This is a genomic window from Burkholderia puraquae (assembly GCF_002099195.1).
Taxonomy (GTDB): Bacteria; Pseudomonadota; Gammaproteobacteria; order Burkholderiales; family Burkholderiaceae; genus Burkholderia; species Burkholderia puraquae.
Map to the genome: position 1 here is coordinate 41,556 of NZ_NBYX01000014.1, position 12,254 is coordinate 53,809.

Below are 12,254 nucleotides of genomic sequence, written 5' to 3' on the forward strand. Positions count from 1 at the left end.
AGGGTGCCGCACTGCGGTCAATCGAAGTATGCTGTAGCGCGGCCGGCTCACACGCGACACCCGTTGCGGCCAAAGGCAAGCCAAACAGCCCCGCGATCCATCCGGCGGCAAGAACAAACAGACTTCGGCCGGGAGTGGGACGGCAATCATGACCAAGCTGCGTTCGTGGGGTGCGATTCTTTCGTTGCTGGCGCTCGTTGCATGCGCGAGCCTGCCGCCGCAGGCCGAGCGCGCGCCGACGCACGCGTACACCGATACGGACAGCACGCGGCTGGGCGTCGCGTTCCAGCAGCAGGCCAGTGCGCATCCGGGGCAGGACGCGTTTCATCTGCTGACCGATCCGGTTGATGCGCTGGATGCGCGCGTGTTGCTTGCCGATCGCGCGGATAGGTCGCTCGACCTTCAGTACTACATCTGGCATGACGACCTGACCGGGCACGAACTGGCCGACGCGATCATTCGCGCGGCCGATCGCGGCGTCCGCGTCCGTGCGCTACTCGACGACCTCGGCACGAACGCGGACGACCGCAAGCTGCTCGAGATCAGTTCGCATCCGAACATCGAGATCCGGCTGTTCAATCCGGTCGCCACGCGCCGGTTCAAGAAGATCGGCACGGTGTTCGAGTTCTCGCGCGTCAACCGGCGCATGCACAACAAGGCGATGATCGCGGACAACCAGGCGGCGATCGTCGGCGGCCGCAATATCGGCGACGAGTATTTCGGCGCATCGTCGATGCTGGAGTTCGGCGATCTCGACGTCGTCGTTCATGGCCCGGTCGTGAAAGACATCTCGACCGAATTCGATACGTTCTGGAATTCCCCGTACGCGTATCCGATCAGTGCGCTGGTCGGGCACGATGCGGCGCCGGGCGGGCTCGACCGCGAGCGCGAACGGTTGCGCGACTACCTGCGGGCCATGGAGGACAATCCATACGTGCTCGAGGCCAGGCAGCGGCTCGACCGGATCGTTCACGGGCAGGGCACGGAACTGTCGTGGGGCCGCGCGACGGTGCTGTACGACGATCCGTCGAAGATCGCGCACGCGCCGAACGACAGCGACGGGCACCTGATGCCGCAGTTGCGGGCGCTCGCATTGCAGCCCGAACATGACCTGCTGATCGTGTCGCCGTATTTCGTGCCGGGCAAGGAGGTCGTCGAGCGGCTGCGCGCGCTCACGGCGCGCGGCGTGCGCGTCACGGTGCTGACCAACTCGCTCGCGTCGACCGACGTGGCGGCCGTGCACGCGGGCTACCGGCAGTACCGAAGCGATCTCGTGGCGGCCGGCGTGCGGCTTTACGAACGGCGGCCGTCGGGCGACAAGAGTATTTCGAAGCAGGTCATCATCGGGTCGTCGCGTGCGTCGCTGCATGCGAAGACCTACGTATTCGATCACAAGAGCATTTTCATCGGGTCGATGAATCTCGATCCGCGCTCGCTGAACCTCAATACGGAGATCGGCGTTTACTGCGAGAGCCCGGCGATTGCGTCGCAGGTGGCCAACGATCTGGAAGCACGGCTCGACCGGATCGCGTGGCGGGTCGAGCCAAGGAGCGACCGGGCGGGCAAGGCGCAGCTCAAGTGGATTCAGACCGATTCCGACGGGAAGGTCACCGAGCTCGATCATGAACCGGAAGTGTCGGCCGCGCGGCGGATGGAAGTCTGGTTTCTCGGGTTGTTTCCGATCGAATCGCAACTGTGAGCGACACCGCTGCGCGCGAGGCTCAGCAGCGCATGCGGCCGTGCTGCTCGATGACGGCCGCGAGCTGCATCGTTGCGGCCTCGATCGTCGCATCGTTCAGCCCGGCGTATCCCAGCACGAAGCCGTTGTACGGCCGGCCGTCGCCGACCCGATAGCTGCTCAGCGGCTGAAGCAGCAGGCCATGCGCGGCTGCGGCGCGGGCGACGTCGGTATCGTGCAGCGGCATCGCGAGATCGGCCGACAGATGCATGCCGCCCGGGCTTTCGCGAACGCTCAGCGCGGCGCCGAGGTGGCGGGCGAGTGCCGCTTTAAGGCTGCTCCGCCGCTCGGCGTACAGCGTCCTCATCTTGCGCAGGTGCCGCGCAAACAAACCGGTGTCGATGAATTCGGCCATCGCCAGTTGATCGGCCGAGTGGCCACGATGGACGAGTTCGCGCAGCGTTCTGGTGAAGCACTCGACCAAAACCGGTGGCACCACCATGAAGCCGAGCCGCAGGGCGGGAAACATCGTCTTGCTGAAGGTGCCGAGATAGCAGACCGGTGCGTCGGCATGCAGGCCCTGGATCGCGGGCAGCGGCTGGCCGCCGTGGCGGAACTCGCTGTCGTAATCGTCCTCGATGATCCACGCGCCGCACGCGCGTGCGTGCTCGACGAGCGCCGCGCGCCGCCGGGGGCTCATCAGCGCGCCGAGCGGGTATTGATGCGATGGCGTCGTATAGATCAGCCGGGGCGGCCGGGTGCGCCATTGTTCGTCGGTGGGCGCCATCCCTTCGTGGTCGACCTCGATCGGCACGATGTCCAGGCCGGTCGACCGGAATGCGGTTCGGGCGCCGTTATAGCAGGGGTTCTCGAGCCAGCCGAACTCACCGGGATTCGCCAGCATGCGCGCGCACAGTTCGAGGCTGCTTTGCGTGCCGTCGGTGATGAATACCTGGCCTGTTTCGCAGCGCACGCCTCGCGAGACCCGGATGTAGGCGGCCACGGCGCGCCGCAATTCGGGCAGCCCTTCGACCGGGCCGTATGCGAGCTGCGCGGGCTTGATCACTTTCCATGCGCGCTCGATACAACGGCGCCATTGGGCAACCGGGAATTCATCGAGCGACGGGAGACCGGGAACGAACGGCAGCATGCGTTCGGGTTCGGGATCGGCGTTCTCCAGCCCGTGCACGCGCTCGGACAGTTGAACCGGGGCCGGGCCGCTTTCGAGTCCGGCGCTCGAACGGCCGCATCCGTCCCATCGCGTGATCGTACCGTTGCGCGTGGCCGCCACGAAGCCCTCTTCGGCAAGGCGCTCGTACGCATAGACCGCCGAATTGCGCGCGATGCCCAGCTCCGCGGCGAGCACGCGCGTCGACACGAGCCGCGTACCGGGCGGGAGGTGCCCGTCCAGCAGCATGTTGCGCAGGCTCCGGTAGAGGGCTTCCTGCTGGCTGTGGCGTGTCGTGCCGTCCTGTCTGGAAAGCGAAGAGATGAGCAGCGCGAGATCCATGGCTGGTTCCAGAATTTTTCGTTGAGCTGGTTCTTTTGAAGATTCGACGCGCATCGTATCGTTCACGTTCTCGCGGTGCCGGCTGGTGCGCAGGTCTTTCCGGTGATCGTCACCGATAGCGGAATGCGCGTATTTTGATCGATTTGGCGAGCGACTGTCGATGGATCGATCGACCGGTTGCTCGGGTGTGGAAGCAGCACGTGTCCGAATCGATTAACTTCGGAGTGCAAATATTATTTGGAGTGAATGTCTGCGTCTTTCCGGAACGCGGGCCGCACGATATGCGCCAGGGCGCGCGAACAGGAAAACGAAACATGAAAGACCAGACCGTCATCTCTCCCACATCCCGCACCACCATTCGCCGCCTGCCGGAACTGGCGAATCGCGATCGCACGATGCTTCATCGCATCGTGGACGACGCCTATGTGTGCCACATCGCGTTCCGGGCAGGCGACGACACGCACTGCATCCCGACCGCGCACTGGAGACGGGGCGATGACCTCTATATTCACGGGTCCAATGGCAGCCGGATGATCAAGGCGTTGTCGGCGGGCACGCAGACGTCCGTCGCGATTACGTTGCTGGACGGTCTCGTGTTGGCCAGGTCGGCCTTCAATCATTCGATGAATTATCGATCCGCAGTGATCTACGGGCGGTTCGAGATGGTGGAGGGCAGTGCGGAGAAGCTCGCAGCGCTGGATGCATTGATGGACAAGATCGCACCCGGTCGCAAGCATGACGCGCGGCCCGGTAACGAGAGGGAGATCAATGCGACCAGCGTGCTGCGGATTGCTCTTGAGGAAGCAGCCGTGAAAGTCAGCGATTCCATGCCGTCCGACAAGGACGAAGATCTCGCGCTCGCCGTCTGGACGGGGATCCTGCCGCTGAAGACGACGCGCGGCGCGCCGGTTCATGCCGACGGCAACGTGCCGGTGCCGGACTACGTCCGGAACTGGGCCGGGTGAGTTGCGCGGCAAGGCCGCGCGGTTTTGTGGAAAGTGGCGGCGTGCGGCATTTGGCGTCGTGCTGCGTTTGCATGGCAGCGCGAATGCCGCGCTGCCGTCACGGCGTACGTTTCACTCGGCGTGATGTTCACGCGTCTCGTGCGGCGGATGCGACTCCGCAGGGTGCGGATGCGGTGCGGCCGCGTGCTCGGGGGCCGGTTGCCGCGGCTGCGGTGCCGCGTGTTCCTGCGGTTGCGCTTCGTTGCGCGGCGGCGCCTCCTTGTGCACTTGCTGCTGAGCTTCGTTGCGTTGTTGCATGGCTTCGCGCTGCTCTTGCTGCGCTGCGTTGTGTTGCTGCAGCTCCTCGCGCTGCTGCTGCGCAGCGTTGTGCTGCTGCATTTCCTCGCGTTGCTTCTGCGCTGCGTTGTGCTGTTGTATCGCTTCGCGTTGCTGCTGAGCCTCGTTGCGTTGTTGTTGCTGCTGTTGCTGTGCGGCCGCGCGATGTTCCTGTGCGGCGTGTTCCTGCTGCATTGCCTGCTGCCGCTCCTCGCGCATCGCGCCGGGCGCATGTTGCGCCGGCGCTTCGGCATGTGATTCGTTCGCACGGTTCTGCGCGAATGCGTCGGGCGACGGCCGTGCGCCGGGACGTGCGTCGTTCGCGCCGAAGTGCGGCATTGTCATCGGCACGGCGCCCGGGCGTTGCTCCATGGCCTGCCCGCGCATCGGTTCCGCACCCGGCTGCATCGGGTTGCGTTCGATCGTCGTGTTGTTGGTGACGTTGCCGCCGTAGTTGTTCGTGATGCGCGTGTTGCGGATGTTGGTGATGTTGTTGATCACGGTGGTCGACTTCGACATATACGTGGTGTGGTTGTACACCACGGCCGGGCGCTGCCAGCCGCCGTTCCAGCCGGGGCCTTCCGGACGCGGCGCGCCCCAGTTCATGCCCCATGCATGCCAGCCCCAGTCGTGGTGCCCGAAGATCGCGGCGCCGACGGCGATACCGACGCCGAACGTGATCACGCCGGCGGCAACGACTTCACCCGTGCTGTATGAAGGCGGCCGATACACGTAGCCGGGGTAGGGCGAAACCGGCTCGCCGTAGACGACCGTCGGGTTGTACGACGGGACATAGACGACGTCGGGCTGTGCGGATTCGATCTCGATGGCCTGCGCGGGCGGCGGCACGATCGCCGGCCCGGCGTAGACCACGGGCGCATCGGTGGCCGGCGTATAGCCGGTCGGTGCGGCCTGCGCGACTTGCGTGACCCGCATCTGGCCGCCCGTGCGGAGATGGCCGGACGTCTGCGCGCGCTGGCGCATCACCTGGATCGCGTTCATCACGTCGGTCGGATCGTTGTAGTACGCCTGGCCGAGCGACGTGGTCCAGGCAGGGTTCGACGCCATCTGCGACAGCACCGCGGGGAACGCGGTCAATGCCTTGACGGACGGGTCCCACGGTTGCGTATCGGCGGCGGTTGCGAGTGCCTGTCCCTTCAACGACGGATTCTGCGCGCCCCAGTTATTGGCGGCCGTAATCTGGTCCGGGTACGTTGCACCCGCCAGTACCAGCGCGACGAGCTTGTCGGGGAACAGTGCGATCGGCGCGACCATCTGGTAGAGCTGGTCAGCGGTCGGCGGCGTGTACGCGACAGGCGTCGACGCGGGTTGTGCCGCGGCGGCCGTGCTCGCGTCGCTGGCCGGCGTAGCGGCGCTGCTGTCGCTGTTCTTGTTGCAAGCCGAGAGGCCGAGCAGCGACACGATGAGGGACGACGCGATCAGCGTTCTGACGGGGCGGTGTGCACGTGTGTTGTTCATGTTGTTCGTTCGGTGTTGTGTCGGCGTTGGCAGGCACGCGGGCGGCGCGACCGGCTTGAGCACTGTGCCGCGACCGTCAGCGCATGCTCCGGGGGCAACGGCCGGGGCAGGCGGCAAGGTCGCGATCGCATGGTGGTTGTCTTGCGACGAATCGATATATCCAGTTAAACGCGCGACACACGCGGAAGTTGTCTGGGTGTTGTGTAACAGTGTGTGTACCTTGCGGCCCGTAAGCGGGCTGGCGCCGCCCGGGTAATGGATATGAAAGTTGCTTGCGCAACGATTGAAAGGTCGGCGAGGGCATCGTCGCGCCGGATGCCGCGCCGCGAGATGACGCGGAACGTAAAAAAACCCGCGAAGGCTGCAAAGCCCCGCGGGTGGTTTGATCGATCTCGTCCGGTTCGGTGCGTGCGCTGCGGTGCGCACGCGGAACCGGGGCGGTTCATCGATCCATCAGCGTGCAAAATCCGGCGTGCTCTGGATGAACGTGTTCAGCTTCGAGATGTTCACGCTGCCGAAGCCCGTCGTCGCGTCCCAGCCGGCCTTTGCCTTGTAGCCGTAGGTGCCGCTGCCGTTGTTGCCGGACGTAACGTCGTGCAGCAGGGCCGCGTTGCTCGGGAAGTACTTGTAGATGCTCGACGCGGGGAACCCGAGCGCATTGTTGTTCGCGGACTGCAGCCGCGCCCAGATGCCCGTGAAGATCGGCGCGGCGAGGCTCGTGCCGCCTTCGTTGTTCAGGTAGCCCGAGCCCCACAGCGTGTCGGACGTCTGGCCGTTCACGACGAGAATCGCGCCGGTGCGCAGGTCCGCGTCGAAGCCGACGTCAGGCAGCGCGCGCTTGGTCGATCCGGTGAGGCTCGACGATTGCCACGACGGCGCGGCTTCGTACTTGCTGTACCCGCCGCCCGTCGACCACACGGTGCCCGGCTGCCAGCTCGGGTCGTTCCAGACGATCTCGCTGTTGTACGCGTGAGTCGACGTATTGGTGAACAGCGTCGTGCCGCCGACGGCGATCACGTATGGCGACGTTGCCGGCTCGCTCACCGTGTAGGTCGAGCGCGACGGCGTGCCGCTCGCGCATTCGTACGCACCATGGTCGCCGGCGGATACCGAGAAGGTCTGCCCTTGCGCGATTGCCTGCTTGAAGATGGTGTCGTCGGTTGCCTGCGAGCCGGTGCTGTTCGCGGACGATTCGCACACGCCAAGCGACACGTTGATCACCTTCGCGACGTTGTCGGTCACGGCCTTGTTGTACGCGGCGGTGATCGCGGTGAGCGTCATCGACGGTGCGACGTAGAACACGACCTGCTTCACGCTGCCGCCGGCCGCGCCGACGATCGACTGGCTGTCGAGGTTCCATTCGACGGTGCCGTCGGTGTCGGTGTAAGAACTGCCGGACGGGCCCGTCTTCACGATGCTGCTGCTGATCGTGCCGAGGCTGTTGTTTGCGGCGAACGTATTGAGGTCGCTTACCGTCTGCGACAGGTCGCCTTCGGAGATGATGCCGACCGTGGTCTGCGAGGCCGTTGGCGTGCCGTCGCCGCCATAGATCGACGAGAACTCGGTCGGGTTGTGCGGCACCGCCGATGCGCCGGCCGGAATCGTCAGGTTGCTGGTGTTGCCTTGCGGCTGGCTGCCCGCGCCCGTGTGCATCAGCTCGACGTTCTGCAGGCCCAGCACCGCGCCCACGATGCCGCCGATCGCGTTCGGCACTTGCGCGGCGTCGGTATTCGCATAGACGCTGCGACCGTTGCGCGAGAAGCGCTTGAGCGTCGTGCGGAACGCGGACTTGATGGTTGCCGCGGTGCCGGACGCGGATACCAGCAGGCGGTTCGGCGCGACCACGATGTTCACGAAGCCTTCCTTGCGCAGATGCGCAACGACCGAGGCGACCTGCTGGTCGGTCGGCGCATATTGCGCCGCGAACTGCGCCGGCGTGAGGAACTGCCGGTAGTGCGGGGAACCAGGCGTATGCAGGTCGTGCAGGTATTGGTCGAGTTGTGCTTCGTTGCGCAGGTTCAATCCGAGCACGATATCCACCGATTCGCCCGGCGCCATCTCGACGGCTGCCGCAGCGGCGGCGGCCGTGCTCGCGGCAGGCGCGCCGGCCGTACCGGCTTCGCTCTGCTGCACGAGCGGCAGGAAGCCCTTGGTGCGCGTTTCCGTCCAGCCGGCCGCAGGCGCGGCGTGGACGGTCGCCATGCCGAACGACGCGGCTGCTGCTGCGGCGAATGCGAGCTTGACGAAGCGATGGTGCTTTTGATTCTTGTCTGCAACCTGATTCATTTGAATTACCCCTCCGGTTGAACATCGAACGGCACGAACAACAACGGTCGACAGCGGTGCGGGTCGTGCACCGCCGATTTCTGTCGCACGCGTGCGGATGGCACAGGCGCGACAGGGCCCTTCGCCCGATCCGGAACGGTGTTTTTCTCCGGGGGCGAAATACGGAAAACGCGGTAACGGGAAGGCTGCGCCGAGGTACGACGCAACCGCGCCGGACATGGCGCGGGCGGGATTGCTAGAGCAACAGTTTCGTTGTCCTGCTCATTTGATTCGATCCTTCGGCCCGCTGCCGGATGGCAGTCGTCCAATGAGATGCATCGGGATGTTGCATGCGCCGGCGCGCGAACGATACAGCCGGCGGCGAGCACTGCGGTGCGGCGGAAGCGAAAAAACGTAGAGCGGAGCGATTGCGTGGTGAACAATTCGTCAGATTGCTTGCATCGGACGGTATCAAGAACGAAAGCGAGGTGTCAAACTTTTTTTGATTATATGAAACTAAATTAAAGCGAATAAGTGCAATGTTTTTGAAAATATTGGCAGTATTTTGTAATATTCGAGGCCGGCAAAGAAAGTAATGCTGAATTCGATCTGCCGATCGTTTCTGATTCGACGTGTAATTGGCGCAATTGGCCGATCGTGTTCGAGGCGTGACTCGAATCGCCGGGGCGCGCCGGAAAAAGTCGAGTCCGCGGTTGGCAGGAAGCGGAGCACGAAGTCTCAAGGTGTCCGACATTTCGCATGCCGGCCGGGTCAACGAGGACCGAACCTGACGTGATCGATAACGACAAGCTTTGCATCGAAATGCCGGCAGCCTGGAAGGCCGCACTGGCAGATTGCCGATGGATGCGACAGACGGACGGGCAGTCGGATGCGTTGGTGTTCCGGCTCGATGCGCGCGATGGAACGCGACGGTTCGTCAAGATCGAACCGGCTGGGCCGCTGGCCGAACTGAGCGACGAGGCGGCGCGACTGCGCTGGCTGGCGACGACGGGCTTGCCGGGCGCGCGGGTGCTCGACGTGGCATCGGCGGCGGGACGCGAGTGGATGCTGCTGAGTGCCGTGCGCGGCGAAAATCTCGAAGTCGCTCGGCTCGGGCCGGCGGCAAAGGTGGCGATCATCGCCGACGCGCTGCGTGCACTGCATCGGCTCGATCCGGCAACCTGCCCGTTCGATCACGGCGCTGCGTCTCGCATCGAGCGCGCGTGCGCTCGGATGAGCGCGGGGCTCGTCGACGCGGACAACCTCGATGACGCGAATACGGGTGTATCGCTCGACGAACTGTTCGCCAGGCTTCAGGCGAGCCGGCCGTTGATCGAGGGCAGGGTCGTCACGCACGGTGACGCGTGCCTGCCCAACTTCATGGTCGAAGACGGCCGCTTCTCGGGCTTCATCGATTGCGGGCGCCTCGGCGTGGCCGATCGCTATCAGGATCTGGCGCTGGCGGCGCGCGATATCGAAGTGGATCTCGGCGATGAATGGGTCGCACCTTTCTTCGCCCGGTACGGAATCGAGCAGCCCGATCAGGAGCGGATCGCCTTCTATCGGCTGCTCGACGAGTTTTTCTGAGTCCGCGCGCGGGATTTCGCGGGCGGCGCAGGAGATTGCTTCCTTGTCCTCCGGGTTACCGGAACTCAGCAGGATTCCTGCCCTTCTACTGTCGCGCACCTGCATGCCGCAGCGCATCCACAGCGTCCGCGTTGTCGTGCGACTGCGCGAGCTGCAGCAGCGACTGGCCGCGGCGATCGACATGGTTCGGATTCGCGCCATGCGCGACGAGGAGCGGGATCAGCTCGAATCGATTGAACAGCGTGGCGAATCCCAGCGCGGTCTCCCCGGCGCCGTTCGTCTGGTCGATCGGGCAATGCGTGTCGATCAGGCGCCGCGCGATGTCGGGTTCGTTCCTGAAGAGCGCACCCATCAGCGCCGTGTTGCCGTGACGGTCGCCGGCGCATGCGTTTGCGCCGGCCGACAGCAGGTAGTCGAGCGCGGCCGGCTGGCCGTCGTAGGACGCGAGTATCACGGCCGTAAAGCCGTGGCTGTCGGTGGCATCGACGGGATAGCCGGCGTCGTGCAATGCACGCAGGATGTCGACGCGTCCGACGCGGGCGGCGTCGAACCAGTCGCCGTCGTAGCGGCGCAGCGCGGCAGGATCGGCCCGCGAATACGCCGGCCGGTCGGGAAGGTGCGCGCAACCGGCGAGCGTGGCCAGCGCCAGGGCCGTTGCGGTCGAGCGGATCGCGCGCGTCAGGCGTTCGGATTGCATGGGGATGTCCTGATGGTTGTGTAGGGTCGACGTGCGCGGCGCGACCCCGCACGTCGACAGCGACCGGAGTCGCGGGATCAGTTCTCGCTCAGCTTTGCCGCGAGCGATTGCACTTGCCCGACGTCGGCGTGAACGGCCTGCGCGAGACGCGTGCCGTAATCGGCATCGGCCTTGTAGAAGTACGACAGCATCGCGTACTGGTTGTGCGCGTTCGTCACCTTGCCGAGATCGCCGGACAGCGCGGTGATCAGGTCGTCCCTGTCCTGCTGCGACAGGCTGCGGTAGTACTCGCCCGCCTGACGGAACCGCAGCTTCTTGTGGATTGCTTCCTGCTGCGTCGTTCCGCCGAGCGTCATGCGTACGGACTTGTATTGCGGATCCGGCGCGAGTTCATGCAGCGTCGACGGTTCGTAGTTCACCTCGCCCTTGCGGTCGCCGGCGTTCATCTTGCCGTCCTGGTTGTTGTTGACCACCGGCACGGCGGGCCGGTTGATCGGCAGGTCCATGTAGTTCGCGCCGAGCCGGTACATCTGCGTGTCGGCGTAGGCGAACAGGCGATCCTGCAGCATCCGGTCTTCGGACGGCTCGATGCCCGGCACGAGTCGCGACGGCGCGAACGCCGATTCCTCGGTCGACTGGAAGTAGTTGTCGGGCACGCGGTTCAGCGTCATCGTGCCGATCTTGCGCTCGGGGACGCCGGTCCATACCTTCGTATCGTCCAGCGCATCGAAATCGAACCGGTTCAGGTCCTGCGGCGTGAGCACCTGCACGTACAGATCCCACTTCGGGAAGTCGCCTTGCTTCAGCGCACCGTACAGGTCGTTCGTCATCATGTTCCAGTCGCGCCCGATCGATGCGTCGATATCTTGCGGACGCAGGCCGTGTATGCCTTGCTGGCTTTTCCAGTGGAACTTCACGTAGTGCACGTCGCCGTGCGCATTGACGAACTTGAACGCATGCACCGCGAAGCCGTCCATGTGACGATACGAATCGGGCATGCCCGCATTCGTGTACAGCATCGTCAACATGTTGGTCGCTTCGGGCGTGTTCGCGAAGAAGTCGAATGCGAGGTTCGGATCCTGCACGCCGGTTACGGCGCTCGGCTTGTTCGCGTGAACGAAGTCGGGGAACTTGATGCCGTCGCGAATGAAGAACACGGGCCAGTTGATGCCGACCATGTCCCAGTTGCCCTGTTGCGTATAGAACTTCACCGCGAAGCCGCGCGGATCGCGCGCCTGTTCGGGCGAGCCGCGATAGCCCATCACGGTCGAGAAGCGCACGAACACCGGCGTGCGCGTGCCCGGCGTGAAGACCTTCGCTTTCGTCAGGTTCGAGATGTCGGCGGTCGGCACGAACTCGCCGAATGCGCCGGTGCCGCGTGCATGCACGACGCGTTCCGGAATGCGCTCGCGATCGAAGCGCTGCAGTTTCTCGATGAGTGCGGAGTCTTGCAGGAGCACGGGGCCGGCAGGGCCGGCCGTCTGCGAATTCTCGTTGTCGCCGACGGGGGCGCCCGTGTCTCGAGTGAGTTCGGCGGCATGGGGAGAGGCGGAAAGTGCAACGCAGATCGCGGCGACTGCGTGTGTCAGCACGCGACGGGAGGATGAGGACATGACGATGGAACTCCTTGAATCCGATCGGTGGTGGGGAAGCCGACTGAATTAGAAGAGATCGTCAGACGATTGGCCAATTGATATTGGATATGTTTCCGATAGGGCCGGCATCGATGCGGTGCGAGTCCGGATGTGATCGGCGCCG

The 12,254-nt window shown here is 64.7% G+C and carries 8 protein-coding genes; 3 read left to right on the forward strand and 5 right to left on the reverse strand.

The window, feature by feature from the left end; genetic code table 11:
• The first annotated feature begins 148 nt into the window (after nt 1–148).
• Entirely contained in the window at nt 149–1,699 is a 1,551-nt protein-coding gene (locus tag B7G54_RS24610; RefSeq protein WP_085041437.1) for a phospholipase D family protein, read from the forward strand.
• Between the two features lie 22 nt (nt 1,700–1,721).
• On the opposite strand, the gene pdxR is transcribed toward B7G54_RS24610, so the two are convergent.
• Complete coding sequence (gene pdxR, locus B7G54_RS24615; protein WP_085041438.1) at nt 1,722–3,188, reverse strand: MocR-like pyridoxine biosynthesis transcription factor PdxR; 1,467 nt, start codon at nt 3,186–3,188, stop codon at nt 1,722–1,724.
• 314 nt (nt 3,189–3,502) lie between these two features.
• On the opposite strand from pdxR, the gene B7G54_RS24620 reads away from it, so the two are divergent.
• Nucleotides 3,503–4,153 carry a pyridoxamine 5'-phosphate oxidase family protein gene (locus B7G54_RS24620; RefSeq protein ID WP_085041439.1) on the forward strand — a complete coding sequence of 217 codons (651 nt, stop codon included), beginning with the start codon at nt 3,503–3,505 and terminating at the stop codon, nt 4,151–4,153.
• A gap of 111 nt (nt 4,154–4,264) precedes the next feature.
• On the opposite strand, the gene B7G54_RS24625 is transcribed toward B7G54_RS24620, so the two are convergent.
• Nucleotides 4,265–5,947 (reverse strand): DUF3300 domain-containing protein, encoded by a 1,683-nt coding sequence (locus B7G54_RS24625; RefSeq protein WP_085041440.1) that lies wholly within the window; start codon nt 5,945–5,947, stop codon nt 4,265–4,267.
• Between the two features lie 453 nt (nt 5,948–6,400).
• Nucleotides 6,401–8,233: a S53 family peptidase gene (locus B7G54_RS24630; RefSeq protein WP_085041441.1), complete on the reverse strand. Its 1,833-nt coding sequence runs from the start codon at nt 8,231–8,233 to the stop codon at nt 6,401–6,403.
• A 771-nt stretch (nt 8,234–9,004) separates the two neighbouring features.
• Between B7G54_RS24630 and B7G54_RS24640 the strand changes: the two genes are divergently transcribed.
• Nucleotides 9,005–9,799, forward strand: a complete 795-nt coding sequence (locus B7G54_RS24640; protein ID WP_085041442.1) for an APH(3')-II family aminoglycoside O-phosphotransferase — start codon at nt 9,005–9,007, stop codon at nt 9,797–9,799.
• A gap of 85 nt (nt 9,800–9,884) precedes the next feature.
• Here the strand turns inward: B7G54_RS24640 and B7G54_RS24645 are convergent, their stop codons facing one another.
• On the reverse strand, nt 9,885–10,496 hold the full coding sequence (locus tag B7G54_RS24645) for an ankyrin repeat domain-containing protein (RefSeq protein WP_085041443.1): 612 nt from the start codon (nt 10,494–10,496) through the stop codon (nt 9,885–9,887).
• 77 nt (nt 10,497–10,573) lie between these two features.
• A complete protein-coding gene (locus B7G54_RS24650) occupies nt 10,574–12,109 on the reverse strand; it encodes a catalase (RefSeq protein ID WP_085041444.1) in 1,536 nt (511 codons plus the stop codon).
• Between the last annotated feature and the right edge of the window lie 145 nt (nt 12,110–12,254).

Coding starts and splice junctions, on each gene's coding strand:
- B7G54_RS24630 (WP_085041441.1), bottom strand. CDS start 8,233: ATGAATCAGGTTGCAGACAAGAATCAAAAGCACCATCGCTTCGTCAAG.
- pdxR (WP_085041438.1), bottom strand. CDS start 3,188: ATGGATCTCGCGCTGCTCATCTCTTCGCTTTCCAGACAGGACGGCACG.
- B7G54_RS24645 (WP_085041443.1), bottom strand. CDS start 10,496: ATGCAATCCGAACGCCTGACGCGCGCGATCCGCTCGACCGCAACGGCC.
- B7G54_RS24610 (WP_085041437.1), top strand. CDS start 149: ATGACCAAGCTGCGTTCGTGGGGTGCGATTCTTTCGTTGCTGGCGCTC.
- B7G54_RS24650 (WP_085041444.1), bottom strand. CDS start 12,109: ATGTCCTCATCCTCCCGTCGCGTGCTGACACACGCAGTCGCCGCGATC.
- B7G54_RS24625 (WP_085041440.1), bottom strand. CDS start 5,947: ATGAACAACACACGTGCACACCGCCCCGTCAGAACGCTGATCGCGTCG.
- B7G54_RS24620 (WP_085041439.1), top strand. CDS start 3,503: ATGAAAGACCAGACCGTCATCTCTCCCACATCCCGCACCACCATTCGC.